Below are 15160 nucleotides of genomic sequence, written 5' to 3'. Positions count from 1 at the left end.
CGGCTAGTTCGGTAGCGACGCCGACCACGGCATCGCCGCCACGTCGGCGGGGATCCTCGGCTGCGGCACTGCCCGCCGCGGCACCGCGTGCGTCGCCTGCCACGTCTCGGTCAGGTCCGTCGTCGCCTGGTCGGCGCTGAGCATCGAGCGGTGCAGGCGACGTAGGGCCGGCGCCGGCTCGAGACCAAGCTTCTCGGTGAGTCCAGTCCGGAGCCGTTGGTACGCCTCCAGTGCCTCGCACCGTCGTCCCGACCGGTAGAGCGCGAGCATGAGATGAGCCACCAGGCCCTCGTGGGTGGGGTGCTGCGCGGTCACCGCGGAGAGCTCACCGAGCAGCTCGTGGTGGCGACCGAGGCGCAGGTCGGCCTCGATCCGACAGTCGAGGGCGTTGAGCCGAATCTCGCTGAGGCGCTGAGCGTATATCCGCAGCCGTCGGCCCGCCTGAACGTCCACCAGGGCCGGGCCCCGCCACCAGCTCAGCGCCTCGGCGAACGCGCGGGCCGTCGCGGCGTAATCTTGCCGCTCCCGGGCACGGTGTCCCACGTTGGCGAGTCGCTCGAAGTGGCTGGCGTCGACGGAGTCAGCCGGCACCCGTAGCTGGTAGCCGGCGGACGTGGTCACGAGGACCTTCTTGGCGTCGTCCGCCACACCCGCGTGCCGCGCGGCGGCGTCGATCAGCTTGCGAAGGCTGAGAATGTAGGTCTGGGTCGTGGTGCGGGCGTTGCGGGGCGGCGACCCCTGCCATAACTCGGAGATCAGCACATTCATGGGGACAACATCATTAGTGTGCGCGGCCAATACGGCGAGCACTGTGCGGGGCTTGGCTGCTGTCGGCGCGATGGGTCGGTTGTGATGAGTGGCGGCGAGCGGGCCAAGGATTGCGATACGCAACGTTCGTCCCCCTATTAATTGCATGGCAGGGCAGCATGTTCCGCACGGCACTGAAACTGGCAGCCCATAGCACGACTGAACAGAGCATAACTGAGACTCACGATCCACATTGACTCGCAGATTGGCGGCGGCCGTCACTGTCCGCAGTGTCCGCGGGGTCCGGGCGCAGGTCGGCGGCCCGTCGGCGGCCGACCCCCGGGAGCAGTACGCACTGCCCTCGAACCGGGACTCTTCACTGGTCGCACCCGTCCGGAGGACCCGCACCAGTCAGCCTGGTCGACCGACCACCCCCACCCCCTGGCCGGCCATCGCGACGCCCTGTCCCCTCCGACAGGACGGGGAGCCGCCGCATCGAAGTGTCTAGCAACCGACTCTTTCGTGCTCCTCCCCGGTCGACGCGAACGTGGCTACGCGTGCCCGGGCGACACGCTAACGTGGCTGCGCGTGTCTGGGCAACAGCGGGAGGTGACTCCACGGCGGCCGTCGCGACGCACCCGTCGGTGTTCGGGCGCCGGGCGCCAACCCGGAGGCCCCCGCCCCTTCGACTTCGCCGACCTCGGTCTTTCGCCAACTGTTGATCGGGTTCGCCGTGCCGAGTAGTTGATCTTCTGGTTGGTTGTCCTGCCGGTGGGCGTGCTGATGGCCCGGCGCGGGTGACCGGGTTCCTCCGGGCCGCTCGTGGTGCTCGGGTGGGATGTCAGGTGAGGGGTCGGGGCAGCGCGGCCAGACGGCCGAACGCGGCGGCGGGGGTGGCGGCCCATGGCCAGGTCGCGGCGACGCGTAGGTAGGTGCGGCGTGCGGATCGGGTGATCTTGGCGGGACGCGCAGTAGCCGGTAGCGCAGCTTCTTCGGCTCGGCCGTGGCCAGGTCGCCGGCCAGGAGGAGGCTTGTTCCCCGTGCTAAAGTCTGCGCGTGCCCAACCTCGACATAATCACCACGAGGTCCGATCCCGCCGTTCAGAGAATCATCGACGTCACAAAGCACTCGAGGTCCGTTGTTCGGACGGCGCTGATTGAGGACGCCGAGCCTCTCGTGCAGTGCATTCGCGCGGGCGTGGAGTTTGTCGAGGTATACGGGAACGAAACCAATCCCTTGCCGGATGCGCTTCTCACCGCTTGTCGGCAGCGGAACATTCCGGTCCGGCTGATCGAATCGTCGATCGTGAAACAGATTTTCAAGACCGACAAGATACCCAAGACATTCGGCATCGCCCGGGTGCCGAGGCCGTGGGGCCTGAACGATCTGGCCCGCTCGACCGGCGATGTCATCGTCCTTGATGGCGTGAAGATCGTCGGTAACATCGGGGCCATCGTGCGGACGTCGTTCGCGCTCGGCGCCGCGGGCATCGTGCTCGTGGACAGTGATCTTGTCAGCATCGCGGATCGCCGGCTGGTCAGGGCGAGCCGGGGATATGTCTTCTCGCTGCCCGTCATTCTCGCGTCACGGGCGGAGGCAGTCGACTACTTCCGGAGCAAGGACATGCGACTGATGGCCTTCGATGCCGACGGGAAGTTCGCCGTCAGCGATCTCCGCAACGTCGACGAGCGGTTGGCACTCCTGTTCGGCAGCGAGAAGACCGGCACGTCGAGCGACTTCGAGGAAATCTCGGCCGGCTCGGTCTCGATTCCCATCAATCCCGCCGCCGAGTCACTCAACGTCTCCGTCTCCGCCGGTATCGCGCTGTACGAACGGGTCGCCCGCAACATCTCCCGTTGAGCCGAGCGGTAGCCGACCGCGCTACCGCGACGACACCGGCCGCCCGGCCTCCGAACCGCCGCAGGCTCCCCTTCCGAGGAGCCTGCGGCTGCGAGCGGTTGCCGGCGCCGAGTCGTACGACCGTCACAGCATCGCCGCTGCCGTCAGCTTGGAGCGCTGACGATCGGCTGGCTGGCCGGATGCCCGCGCCGCGTGTGCGACGCCCAGGTCCTCGCTGCCGAAGACCTGGGCGCGTTCGAAGGGCTCCGGACCCGCGAAGACGGGCTACGCGAGGCCCTTGAGCAGCTCACGGGCCATCACGATGCGCTGAACCTGGTTGGTGCCCTCGTAGATCTGGGTGATCTTGGCGTCCCGCATCATCCGCTCGACCGGGTAGTCGCGGGTGTAGCCGTAGCCGCCGAGGAGCTGCACCGCGTCGGTGGTGATCTCCATGGCGGCGTCCGAGGCGAAGCACTTGGCCGCCGCGCCGAAGTAGGTCAGGTCGGCGTCGCCCCGCTCGGACTTGCCGGCTGCCGTGTACGTGAGCTGTCGGGCCGCCTCCAGTTTCATGCCCATGTCGGCGAGCATGAACTGGATGCCCTGGAACTCGGCGACCGGCCTGCCGAACTGCCTGCGCTCGCGGACGTACCCCTTGGCGTAGTCGAGCGCACCCTGGGCGATGCCGACGGCCTGCGCGGCGATGGTGACCCGGGTGTGGTCCAGGGTCTTCATCGCGGTGGTGAAGCCGGTGCCCTCGGCGCCGATCATCCGGTCGGCCGGGATGCGGACGTTGTCGAGGTAGACCTCGCGGGTCGGCGAACCCTTGACGCCGAGCTTCTTCTCCGGGGCGCCGAAGCTGACCCCCGGGTCGGACTTCTCGACGACGAACGCGGAGATGCCCCTCGACCGGGCTGTGGGATCGGTCACGGCGAAGACGGTGTAGTACTCCGAGACACCCGCGTTGGTGATCCACCGCTTCACCCCGTTGAGCACCCAGTGGTCGCCGTCGCGGACCGCCCTGGTGGTCATCGAGGCCGCGTCGCTGCCGGCCTCCGGCTCGGAGAGGCAGTACGAGAACATCGCCTCCCCGGCGGCGACCGGGATGAGGTACCTGCGCCTGAGTTCCTCGGAGCCGGCCAGGATCAGCGGCATGGTGCCCAGCTTGTTCACCGCCGGGATCAGTGACGACGAGGCGCAGGCCCGGGCCACCTCCTCGATCACGATGGCCGTGGCCAGGGCGTCCGCGCCGGCGCCGCCGTACTCGACGGGGATGTGCGGGGCGTGGAAGTCGGCCGAGCGGAGCGCGTCGTAGGACGCCTTCGGGAACTCGCCCGTCTCGTCCGCCTCGGCTGCGTGCGGCGCCACCTTCGCCGCGCAGACCTCACGCACCGCCTCGCGGATCGCCCCGTGCTCCTCGGGCAACCGGTAGACGTCGAACGACTGTTCTGCGGCCATGTCGGCCCCTCCCCTTCACCGCTATCATGCGCAGTCTGTAGCGTCTCGGAACCGCCGACGGCGCAGACTGAAGGATAGCCACCAGCGCTCGGATGATCCTTACCGCCGCGTAGGCTCGGGCCTGACGGAGGCGTCGATGCGGCACGGTGAGCACAAAACGACACAATTCCCTTCGGTGCCGGGCCAGGCGCCGCAGCCGATTGCGACGCGAGGAAGCGCCGCCAGCGCGAGCGGAGAAGACAGGCGTGACGATCCCGTACCCGAACACCCAACCGATGCCAGCCATCGCCGCGGTGACACCGCCGTCGGGCGCGGCCCGGCCCCGGGTCACCTTCCTCGGCACCGGGTACCTCGGTGCGACGTACGCCATCTGCTACGCCGAACTCGGCTACGAGGTGCTCGGCTACGACGTCGACGCTGACAAGATCGCCAAGCTGAACGCCGGCAAGGTGCCGATCCACGAGCCCGGCCTCGACGAGTTGCTGCGGCGCAACCTGGCCGCCGGCCGGCTGCGGTTCAGCACCGACATCGCCGAGACCGCCGAGTTCGGTGACGTGCACTTCATCTGCGTGGGGACCCCGCAGCGGGCCGACGGGATGGGCGCCGACCTGTCGTACGTCGAGGCGTCGGTGACCAGCCTGGCCCAGCACCTGACCCGCAAGGCGCTGATCGTCGGCAAGTCCACCGTCCCGGTGGGCACCGCCGAGTGGGTGGAGCAGCTCGTCGGCAAGCACACCCCGGCCGACCTCGGGGTCGAGGTGGCGTGGAGCCCGGAGTTCCTCCAGGAGGGCTTCGCCGTCGACGACGTGCTGCGCCCCAACCGGATCGTGGTGGGCGTCAAGAGCGAGTGGGCCAACGGCATGCTCTACGCCGCCCACAAGGGCGTCTTCGACCTGGCCGCCACGGAGGACCGGGAGGTCCCGCTGGTGGCCACCGACTTCGCCACCGCCGAGCTGGTCAAGGTCGCCGCGAACGCCTTCCTGGCCACCAAGATCTCGTTCATCAACGCGATGGCCGAGGTCTGCGAGGCCTCCGGCGGCGACGTCACCCAGCTCGCCCGCGCCATCGGGTACGACCCCCGGATCGGCAACCGGTTCCTCCAGGCCGGGCTCGGCTTCGGCGGGGCCTGCCTGCCCAAGGACATCCGCGCCTTCCAGGCCCGCGCCCAGGAGTTGGGCGCCGGCGAGGCGCTGCGTTTCCTGCACGAGGTCGACCTGATCAACCTGCGCCGCCGGACCCGGGTCGTCGGGCTCGCCGCCGAGCTGCTCGGCCGCCGCTCCGGGCCGGCCGGGCCGGACCTGTCCGGCACCCGGGTCGCCGTGCTCGGCGCGACCTTCAAGCCCAACACCGACGACGTCCGCGACGCCCCGGCGCTCGCCGTCGCCGGGCTGCTCGGCAAGGCCGGGGCGGACGTGCACGTGTACGACCCGCAGGGCACCGAGAACGCCCGCCGGGTGGCCCCCGAGCTGACGTACGAGTCCAGCATGGCCGACGCGGTGACCGGGGCGGACCTGGTCTGTGTGCTCACCGAGTGGGCCGACTTCCGCAACGCCGACCCGGTCGCCCTCGGCGAGCTGGTCGCCGGCCGCCGGGTGGTCGACGGCCGCAACTGCCTCGACTCGACACTGTGGACGCAGGCCGGCTGGGAGTACCGGGGCATGGGCCGCCCCTGACCCGCCCGCCACCGCCGAACCGCTCCACCTCAGCCACCTGCGACGGCCGGCCGCGGCACCCCGCCGTGGCCGGCTGTGCGTTGTTCGTCAGCGTCAACCCGCCGACAGGTGTCGAAATCCGCGCCGGCTCAGGGCATGCTGCGACAGTGGGAATCCACAGTGCGGGCCAGCGGGTGGAGGGGTGTCGTGCAGACCTTTCAGTGCTCCTCGTGCGGCCGGGAGATCAAGCCGGCCGCCCAGTGCCCGCACTGCGGCGCGCACCAGCCCCAGTGGGCCGGACACCTGGCCGACGTCGAGCGCTCGATCGCGGAGATGAAGGTCCGCGAGGCCGCCATCGCCGCCGAGCAGCGGCAGATCGCCGCGAAGATGCAGGCCGCGCTCTTCCAGCGGGACATCCTCGCGCACGCCGGTGAGGAGCGGATCAAGCAGGCCACCCGTCCCCGGCGGGTGCTGCGCCGCCGGGCCGGTCGCCGCCCGCCCACCGCCACCGCCGGGGCGCCGCCCCGGGTGCCCCGGCAGGGTGCCGCGCCGCCCGGACCGCAGGATCCGCCCCCGCCGTCGTCGTCGGCCCGTTGGCTGGACGCCGACAACCCCGAGCACCCGCCGGAGGCGTCCTCGCGGGAGGTGCAGAACATCCCCCTCGGGCTGGGCGCGCTGCTGCTCGCCGTGGCCGCGGTGGTCTTCGCCGCGGTGGCCACCAGCTCGATGGACGCCCTGTCCCGGCTGGGCATCCTGCTCGTCGCGACGGTGCTGCTGCTGCTCGCCCCGCCGGTGCTGGCCCGGCGCGGCCTCACCTCGACCGCCGAGACGATCGCCGCCGTCGGCCTGCTGCTGGTGCCGCTGGCCGGGTACGCGCTGTGGGCGGTGGACCGGATCGGCGGCGGGGGCGTGTCCGGGGCGGTCTTCGCCGGGTTGATCTTCGCGGTCACCAGCGCCGTCGGGTTCGGCTACGCGTTCTGGACGGGGCTGCGCGCGCCCCGCTTCGCCGCCGTGCTGGCCGCGCAGCCGGTGCTGCCGCTGCTGGCGTACGGGTGGGTCACCGGGCCGGCCGGCTGGGCGCTGGTGCTGACCGTGGTCGCCGTCGTGGACCTGGCGCTGGCCCGCTCCCCGGTCACTGTCGAGCGGCCGGTGCGCGAGGACCTGCCGACGCCCGCGGCCCCGCCGGCCACCACCGCCACCACCGCCACCGCCCCGCCGCCCCGCCGGTCCGAGGAGGACGGCCGGCCGGAGGGCGCCCCGGAGGAGTCCGGCGAGGTGCTCGACGGCACCGGTGACGCGTCCGTCGCCGCCCCGCCGGCCCGGCCGGTTCCAGGGCTGGGCGCGCTGACCTGGCTGTTGCACGCCGCGGCGGTGGCGCTGGCCCTCGCGTACGCGGTGACCGCGCTGCTGCGCGCCGGCACGGTGCCGCCGGCGGCCGGAGCGGGCACGGTGCTGCTGCTGGCCGCGCTGGTGGGGCTGGGCGGGGCGCTGGTGCTGCGCCGCCCGCCGCTGCCCGACGTGGCCACCGGCATCCTCACCCTCGCGGTGATCGGTGCGCTGGGGCGGGTCGCCTCGGTGGCCTTCCCCGGCCGGGCCCTGCTGCTGATCGCCGCCGTCATCACCCTCACCGGGCTGGCCGTGCGGGCCGTACCGGAAGCCGCCCGGCGCGGGCCGCAGCTCGCTTCGGCCGCGGCGCTCACGGTCAGCGGCCTGGTGGTGGCCGGCGGCGCGCTGCGCGCCGGGCTGGCCCCGGCCCAGGCCGCCACCCCGGCCTGGGCCGCGGACCTCGCCCACTACCCGGCCGAGCTGGCCGCCTCGGTCGGACCGGCGGCCTGGCAGCTCGCCGCCAGCGCCTTCCTGCTCACCATCGCCGCGGTGCTGGCCCTGCCGCCGGAGATCCGCCGCGAGTTCGCGGTCGCCGGGGCGGCGCTGACCGCGCTCGCCGTGCCGGCGTCGTTCGCCCTGGGCTGGGCGGCGGCGCCGTGGCCGATGGTGCTGGCCGCCATCGGCATCGGCGCGGCCGGGCTGACCGCCGCCACGACGCGGGCCGCCACCGTGCACGCGGTCGCCGCCGCCGTGGTGGGCCTGCTCGGCGCGGGCGCCGGGCTGGCCCGGCCGGCGCTGACCGCCGCCGTGCTGCTCGCCCTCTTCCTGGCCGGCGCGCTGGTCGCGGTGGCACCCCGGATCCGGATCACCCCCGCCACGGGAGGCGTCGTCTCCGCCTGGGCCGCCGGTGGCGCGGCGTTCGCCCTGCCCGGCGCGGTGGCCGCGTTCGTCGCCGCGACCGTGCCGACCGACCCGACGCCGACCCCGGCGAGCCTGCGCGAGGCCACCGTGCCGGTGCTGGCGGCGAGCTTCCTGGCGGTCTGCGTCACCCTCGGGTACGCCGCCCTGGTGCAGGTGTCCGAGCGGCACATCCCGACGCCGCTGGCCGTGGGCACCGGGCTCGGGGCGCTGGCGGTGACCGCCGCCGCGTTCGGCGCGCCCGGGGCCACCGTCGCGGACGCCTGGGTGGGCGGGCTGCTGTTCGTGGCCGGGGTGCTGGTCTTCCTGGCCCCGTCGATCGACGCGGGACGCCGCTCCGACCTGGCCCTGGACGGCTCCGACCTGGCCGCCGCCGCGGTCACCGCGGCGCTGATCGCCACCCTGGTACGGATCGGGGCGGTGCTCACCCCGGGCGGGCAGCTCGTGGTGGCCGCCGCGCTCGTGGCGGTGGTCGCCGTCGCGGCCCGGGCGATGCCCGAACAGTGGCGGCGCGGGCCGATCCTCGGACTCGCCGTCGGCGGCACCCTGATCGGGCTGCTCGCGGGCTGGAGCGCCCTGCGCGGCGGGTGGGGCGTGCTGGCCACCCCGGGCCCGATCTGGGCCGGCGACCTGTCCGGGTGGCCGGCCGCGCCGGTCGGCGGGTCCACCTGGCAGGCGCCCGTCGCGCTGGCGCTGCTCGGCGTCGCGGCCGGGGTGCTGCTGCCGACCCCCTGGAGGTACGACGTCTCGGGCGCCGCCGCCGTCCTGGCCACCATCGGGGCGCCGGCCGCCTTCGACCTGCCCTGGTGGTCGCCGGTGTTGGTCGGCCTGGCCGTCGCCACGGCCTTCGGCACGGCCGCGGCGGCCTCGATCGACCCGCGCGCCGGGCTGTCCCGGGCCACGGTGGCCGGGGTGGTCGCCCTGCACGCCGCCGGTGCCGGGCTGGTCCGGCCATGGACGACCGCGCTGGCGCTGGGCGGCATCGCGCTGATCGGCGTCGTCGTGGCCGCCCTGGCCCGGGTGTTCGCCGCCCCGCTGGTCGAGGACGTCGACACCGAGGGGATGCCGCCGCACCTGGTGCAGATCGGTGGGGCCGCCGCCGGGGCCGCGCTGCTCGCGTCGCCCGGCGCGGTGGCCGCCCTGGCCGCCGAGTTCGGCCGGTCGCCCGAGGTGGTGCTGACCGCCGCGCTGGCCGCGTCCAGCCTGGGCCTGGCCGCGGTCGCCGCGGTCCGCCGGCAGGTGCCGCAGTACCTCCCGTACGCCAGCGCGGCCGTGGTGGGCGGCGCGACGGTCAGCGCGGTCGCCGCGATCGTGGCCGGCCTGCCCGCCGGTGTGTACGCCGCGGCCGGCGCGCTGCTCGGGGTGCTCGCCGAACTGGTCCGCGCCGCCACCGTGCCACCGGCCGGCTCGGCCCAGCCGATCCGGCGCTGGTCGGTGCTGCTCGACGGCGCCCTGCGCCGGGCGCCCGACGACGATCCGGCGGCGGTGCGCTGGCGGGTCAGCCCGGCGGCCGGGGCGCTGGCCGCCGCCGCGCTGCCGACCGCGCTGGCCGTGGCCTCGCTCGCCCCCACGCTCAAGGTGGCGCTGGTCGAGCCGTACCGGTCGCTGGGCCGGGTGTGGCAGGGGCCGCCGCCGGAGCTGATCATCCCGCCCGCCGGCGCGGTCGACCCGACGCACGTGCTGACCGCGCTGCTGCTCACCGTGACCGCGGCGCTGGCCGCCGTCGGGTTCAGCGGCGGGCGGCGGTCCCGGGCCGTGCCGGTGGTGCTGCCCGGCGCGGCGGTGACCCTGCTGATCACCCCGGCCGCCCTCGGCCACGGCTGGCCGGTGAGCACGCTGGCGGCGCTGTCGGTGTTCACCATCTCGATGCTGGGGCTGGCGCTCACCCCACCCCCGCCGCTGGCGGAGCGGGCCCAGTCGCTGCGCACCGCCCGGGTGCTGGTCTTCGTCATCGGGCTGGCCGGCGGCGGGGCCGGGCTGCTGGGCAGCTTGGCCACCCGGGAGCTGACCCTGTTCACCCTGGGCGGGGCGGTGGGCGTCGGCACCGTCGCCGCCCTGTACGGCACCACGCAGCGGGCCCGCATCCTGGGCTGGCTGTTCGCCTCGCTGATGGCGCAACTGTTCGTCCTCGTCGCCGGCCTGGTCGCCGGGCTGGCCGCGGTCTGGTCCGCGTTCGGGGTGCTGGCGGTCGGGGCAGCCCTACAGGTGTTCGCCGCGACCCTGCCCCGGCTGCGCCGCCCCGAGGCGCAGCGCGAGGCGGCCACGGTGGAGTGGAGCGGGTACGCTGCCGCGCTGATCGCCCTGGCGCTGGCCTTCGACTCGCCCCGGCACATCGCCGCGCTGCTGGCCGCCTGGGGTGCCGTGCTCGGGGTGGCCGCCGCCCGGCCGAACCGTCGGCCGGTGGAGCGGCAGATCCTGTTCTGGGCGGTGGTGTTCTGCGAGATCGTCGCCTGGTGGATCCTGATGCGGGTCGCCGACGTGGCGCTGCCGGAGGCCTACACTCTGCCGTTCGCGGCGCTGGCCCTGCTGGTCGGGGTGCTGGAGTTGCGGCACCGGCCGGACCTGCCGAGCTGGGTGGCGTACGGGCCGGCGCTGGTCGCCGCGTTCGTGCCGACCCTGGCGATCGTGCTGGCCACCGACTCCAGCATGCTGCGCCAGGTGCTGCTGCTGCTCGGCGCGGTGGCGGTGCTGATCTTCGGCACCACCAGCCAGCAGCAGGCCCCGGTGATCGTCGGGGCGGCCGTCACCGCGATCACGGCGGTGCACGCGCTGTTCAGCCTCGGCCCGTGGCTGGTGCTGATCCCGGTCGGGCTGGTCCTGCTGGTCCTCGGCGCGAGCAACGAGCGCCGCCGCCGCGCCCAGGAACGGCTCCAGACCGCCCTGCGCGGCATGCGATAGAACGGAGGGGCCCTGGGGCGTGGCTGCCGTGTTGGGCCGAGTGGTCCGGCCACGAACGTGAGCGCCGGCGGCCGGCGGGGGTCAGCCCGGGCCGGCGGGGGGGGGTCAGCCGAGGGAGGCGTGCAGGGCGGCCTCCTTCTCGGCGACCAGCTCCTCCAGGCTCTCCTGGTACGCGACCATGCGCGCCCGCAGTTCCTCGTCGGCGGCGGCCAGGATGCGGACGGCGAGCAGCCCGGCGTTACGGGCGTTGCCGATCGACACGGTGGCCACCGGCACGCCGGCCGGCATCTGGACGATGGACAGCAGCGAGTCCATCCCGTCGAGGTACTTCAGCGGCACCGGTACGCCGATCACCGGCAGCGGGGTGACCGAGGCGACCATGCCGGGCAGGTGGGCGGCCCCGCCGGCCCCGGCGATGATCACCTTGAGTCCCCGGTCGGCGGCGGTGCGGCCGTACTGGATCATCTTGTCCGGGGTGCGGTGGGCGGAGACCACGCCGACCTCGTAGCCGACCCCGAACTCGGCCAGCGCCTCGGCGGCGGCGTTCATGGTCGGCCAGTCCGAGTCGCTGCCCATGATCAGTCCGACGGTGCTCATGCTGGTCTGCCTCTCGTTCGCGATCGCTCGCACGCTCACTGGTGGCCCTCGCGGAGCCAGCGGGCGGCCTGGGCGGCCCGGGCCCGTACGTCGTCCAGGTCGGCGCCGAGCACCGTGACGTGGCCGAGCTTGCGGCCGGGGCGCACCTGCTTGCCGTAGAGGTGGACCTTCGCGCCCGGCTCGGCGGCGAAGAGGTGGTGCAGCCGCTCGTCGATCGACATCCCGCCCGGCTCGCCGCCGAGCACGTTCGCCATGGCCACCGCCGGGGCGGTCAGCGCGGTGTCCCCCATCGGGTAGTCGAGCACGGCCCGCAGGTGCTGCTCGAACTGCGAGGTCCGGGCCCCCTCGATCGTCCAGTGGCCCGAGTTGTGCGGGCGCATGGCCAGCTCGTTGACCACCAGCCCGGCCGGCGTCTCGAACAGCTCCACCGCGAGCAGGCCGACCACGCCGAGCGCGGTGGCCAGGTCGATGGCGAGCTGCTGGGCGGCGACGGCCCGCTCCTCGTCCAGCCCCGGCGCGGGCGCGAGCACCTCGACGCAGATCCCGTCGACCTGCACCGTCTCCACCACCGGGTACGCGGCGACCTGCCCGAACGGCGAGCGGGCCACCTGGACCGCCAGCTCCCGCCGCAGCGCCACCCGCTCCTCGACGATCAGGCTGGTTCCCCCAGCCAGCAGGGTGGCGGCCAGCTCGGCGGCCTGCGCCGCGTCGTCGGCCAGCCAGACGCCCCGGCCGTCGTACCCGCCCCGGGCCGCCTTCAGCACCACCGGCCAGCCCTGCTCCTCGCCGAAGGCGACCAGGTCGGCCGGCTCGGTGACCGGCCGCCACGCCGGATTCGGCGCGCCCAGCTCGCCGAGCCGTTCCCGCATGATCCGCTTGTCCTGGGCGTGCAGCAGCGCGTGGGCCGGCGGGAAGAGCTTCACCCCCTCGGCGGCGAGGGCGCGGATGTGCTCCGTCGGCACGTGCTCGTGGTCGAAGGTGACCACGTCGCAGCCCTTGGCGAAGGTCCGCAGGGCGGCGAGGTCGGTGTGGTCGCCGTACTGGACGTCGGCGGCGACCAGGGCCGCGCCGTCGTCCGGGGCCTGCGCGAGCACGCGCAGCGACTGACCGAGGGCGATCGAGGCCTGGTGGGTCATCCGGGCCAGTTGGCCGCCCCCCACCATGCCGACAACAGGCAGACCGGTTCGGGTATCCATCTCGCCTGCCAGCCTAGCGGCGACCTGGGGCCCTAGGTCCCCAGGGGCGCTGCATGATCGACTCGGTGTGCCGGACATCGCGGCCTCCGATCGCCGGGATGACCCGACATGCCGCACATCGAGTCGATCACGACCCAGCCCCTACAACTGGGCGAGGAGGTCGTCGACCGTGCTGACCGGGCGCTGGCAGACGAAGCCCCGGCAGACGTACGCGGCGGGCCGGCCGTCGACCAGCGGCCGGTCGGCCAGCAGCGGCACCCCGGGCTGGTCCGGGCGGCCCGCGACGACCACCGCGCCGGGCGGGGCGTGCCGGTACGCGGCGGCGACGAGAGGGTCGCCGGCCGGGTCGTCGGTCACCACGGCGATCTCGTACGGCCCGGACAGCAGCGCCTCGCCGACGGTGGCGGCGTACCCGGTGAACCGGGCGTGCCGGGCGACGATCGGCGCGACCGTGGCGAGGGCGGCCTCGGCGGCCTCCCGGTACCGGTTCTCCCCGGTCAGCGCCGCGTACGCGACCAGGGCGGCGACGATCGCCGACCGGCCGGACGGGGTGGCGTTGTCGGTCGGGTCGGCCGGTCGGGTGACGAGTTGCTCGGCGTCGTCGGCGGTGTCGTAGAACCCGCCGCCCGGGGCGGCGAACCGGGCCAGCGCGGTGTCCAGCAGCCCGCCGGCCAACTCCAGCCAGCGTCCCTCGCCGGTGAGCTGGTGCATCGCGCAGAACGCCTCGGCCACGCAGCCGTAGTCCTCCAGCACCCCGGCCGGCGCGCCGACCACGCCGTCCCGGGAGACCCGGCGCAGCCGGCCGTCGACCAGGTGCACGGTGGCCAGGTGCTCGGCGGCGTCCCGCATCGCGCCGTCGGCGACGATGGTGACGCCCTCCAGCAGGTTGGCGTCGGCCTCCTCGTCGCCCACCCCCCGCGCCTCGACGAGGCGGACGAACTCGGCGATCGCGGTGATCGCCAGCCCGTTCCAGGCGGCCACCACCTTGTCGTCGCGGGCCGGCTGGGGGCGGGTGTCCCGGGCGGCCAGCAGCCGCCGGACGACGTCCTGCCACCGGCCGCGCACCGCCGGGTCGGCGTCGTCGACGTCCCGGGCCAGCCGCAACACGCTCATCCCGCCTTCGAAGGTGCCGGCCTCGGTGACCCCGAAGAGGTCGGCGGCCCAGCGGCCGTCGTCCTCGCCCAGCACCTCGACGAGTTGGGCCGGGGTCCAGGCGTAGGTCAGCCCCTCGACGCCCTCGGTGTCGGCGTCGAGCGCGGACGCGAAGCCCTCGCCGGGGCGGTGCAGTTCGTCGGCGAGGAACCGGGCGACGTCCCGGGCCACCCGCCGGGCCAGCGGGTCGCCGGTGAGCCGCCACAGCTGGGTGTAGACCCGCAGCAGCAGGGCGTTGTCGTAGAGCATCTTCTCGAAGTGCGGCACGGTCCAGTGTTCGTCGACCGAGTACCTGGCGAAGCCGCCGGCGAGCTGGTCGTTGATGCCGCCCCGGGCCATCGCCTCGGCGGTGTGCCGGGCGATCTCCAGGCTCTCGGCGGAGCCGGTGCGCTGGTGGTGGCGCAGCAGGAAGAGCAGGTTCATGTGCGGTGGGAACTTCGGCGCCCCGCCGAAGCCGCCGTTGCTCCGGTCGTACCCCGTCGCGAGCTGGGCGGCGGCGTCGTCGAGCAGTTCGGCGGTGAGCGGGGCGGTCGGCCCGCCGACGGCCTGCGCGCCGCCGATCGCCTCGACCACGGCGGCGCCCTGCCGGAGCACGGCCTCCCGCTGCTCCCGCCAGGCGGTGCCCACCGACTCCAGCAGCCGGACGAAGTTCGGCTTCGGAAAGTACGTGCCGCAGAAGAACGGGGTGCCGTCCGGCGCGGCGAAGACCGTCATCGGCCAGCCGCCCTGCCCGGTCATCGCCTGGGTGGCGGTCATGTAGACGGCGTCGACGTCCGGGCGCTCCTCGCGGTCCACCTTGATCGCCACGAAGCCGTCGTTGAGCAGCTTCCCGACGGCGGTGTCCTCGAACGACTCGTGGGCCATCACGTGGCACCAGTGGCAGGCCGCGTAGCCGACCGAGATGAGCACCGGCACGTCGCGCCGCCTCGCCTCGGCGAACGCCTCGTCGCACCACGGCCACCAGTCCACCGGGTTGTCGGCGTGCTGGAGCAGGTACGGGCTGGTGGCGGTCGCGAGTCGGTTCACCGGATGACCATATCCAGCGCCCGGAACGGCGGCACCCCGGTCCTGGGGGCGACCGGGCCGGCGGCCGGCCCGGAATGACGCCGCGCGGCTGACGCGGGCCCCGCGTACGGGGCACTCGGTTGGGCCGGTACGTCCTGCGGCCGCGCCGCCGCCAGCCCTGCCCCAGCTAGTGCCCCGTCATGCAGCCTTGAAGGGGTAATCCGGGTGCCGGATCTTGGATTCGGTGGCGAATCCGGTGGTCAGTTCCGTGACGTGGCCGACCTCGACGAGAACAGCGCCACGATCGCCCACCGCAGCGCTTTACCGGATCCTCCTACTCACCGGCCACCGCCCCCCACAGCCTCATCCGTGGGA

Annotated in this window: 8 protein-coding genes and 1 pseudogene; 3 read left to right on the top strand and 6 right to left on the bottom strand. The window is 74.0% G+C overall.

Annotated features, from left to right (window positions below):
• Positions 1 to 3: 3 nt before the first annotated feature.
• Positions 4 to 768 (bottom strand): AfsR/SARP family transcriptional regulator, encoded by a 765-nt coding sequence (locus C5N14_RS04080; RefSeq protein WP_243639141.1) that lies wholly within the window; start codon positions 766 to 768, stop codon positions 4 to 6.
• A gap of 820 nt (positions 769 to 1588) precedes the next feature.
• Positions 1589 to 1776 (bottom strand): annotated as a pseudogene (locus C5N14_RS32855) (IS1380 family transposase); the annotation flags it as partial.
• Positions 1777 to 1803: 27 nt separating this feature from the next.
• Here C5N14_RS32855 and nshR point away from each other — a divergent pair.
• Positions 1804 to 2607, top strand: a complete 804-nt coding sequence (gene nshR / locus C5N14_RS04070; RefSeq protein WP_117665649.1) for an NshR/TsnR family 23S rRNA methyltransferase — start codon at positions 1804 to 1806, stop codon at positions 2605 to 2607.
• Between the two features lie 264 nt (positions 2608 to 2871).
• Here nshR and C5N14_RS04065 read toward each other — a convergent pair whose 3' ends face one another.
• Positions 2872 to 4041, bottom strand: a complete 1170-nt coding sequence (locus tag C5N14_RS04065; RefSeq protein WP_117665647.1) for an acyl-CoA dehydrogenase family protein — start codon at positions 4039 to 4041, stop codon at positions 2872 to 2874.
• Between the two features lie 245 nt (positions 4042 to 4286).
• Between C5N14_RS04065 and C5N14_RS04060 the strand changes: the two genes are divergently transcribed.
• On the top strand, positions 4287 to 5714 hold the full coding sequence (locus C5N14_RS04060; RefSeq protein WP_117665645.1) for a UDP-glucose/GDP-mannose dehydrogenase family protein: 1428 nt from the start codon (positions 4287 to 4289) through the stop codon (positions 5712 to 5714).
• A 186-nt stretch (positions 5715 to 5900) separates the two neighbouring features.
• A complete protein-coding gene (locus tag C5N14_RS04055; protein WP_117665643.1) occupies positions 5901 to 10835 on the top strand; it encodes an SCO7613 C-terminal domain-containing membrane protein in 4935 nt (1644 codons plus the stop codon).
• 105 nt (positions 10836 to 10940) lie between these two features.
• On the opposite strand, the gene purE is transcribed toward C5N14_RS04055, so the two are convergent.
• From purE to C5N14_RS04040, 3 genes are all read right to left on the bottom strand, one after another.
• Positions 10941 to 11432, bottom strand: coding sequence for a 5-(carboxyamino)imidazole ribonucleotide mutase (gene purE, locus C5N14_RS04050; protein ID WP_117665641.1), 492 nt, complete (start codon positions 11430 to 11432; stop codon positions 10941 to 10943).
• A gap of 35 nt (positions 11433 to 11467) precedes the next feature.
• Positions 11468 to 12628 carry a 5-(carboxyamino)imidazole ribonucleotide synthase gene (locus C5N14_RS04045; protein ID WP_117665639.1) on the bottom strand — a complete coding sequence of 387 codons (1161 nt, stop codon included), beginning with the start codon at positions 12626 to 12628 and terminating at the stop codon, positions 11468 to 11470.
• 141 nt (positions 12629 to 12769) lie between these two features.
• Positions 12770 to 14806, bottom strand: a complete 2037-nt coding sequence (locus C5N14_RS04040; protein ID WP_117665637.1) for a thioredoxin domain-containing protein — start codon at positions 14804 to 14806, stop codon at positions 12770 to 12772.
• Positions 14807 to 15160: the final 354 nt, after the last annotated feature.

It is taken from the genome of Micromonospora sp. MW-13 (assembly GCF_003434305.1).
GTDB lineage: Bacteria > Actinomycetota > Actinomycetes > Mycobacteriales > Micromonosporaceae > Micromonospora.
This window is presented reverse-complemented; position numbering and strand designations above follow the sequence as displayed.

What these genes read in the sequence shown, in the direction of transcription:
- C5N14_RS04080 (WP_243639141.1), bottom strand. Translation starts at nt 768, where the DNA reads ATGAATGTGCTGATCTCCGAGTTATGGCAGGGGTCGCCGCCCCGCAAC.
- C5N14_RS04065 (WP_117665647.1), bottom strand. Translation starts at nt 4,041, where the DNA reads ATGGCCGCAGAACAGTCGTTCGACGTCTACCGGTTGCCCGAGGAGCAC.
- purE (WP_117665641.1), bottom strand. Translation starts at nt 11,432, where the DNA reads ATGAGCACCGTCGGACTGATCATGGGCAGCGACTCGGACTGGCCGACC.
- C5N14_RS04045 (WP_117665639.1), bottom strand. Translation starts at nt 12,628, where the DNA reads ATGGATACCCGAACCGGTCTGCCTGTTGTCGGCATGGTGGGGGGCGGC.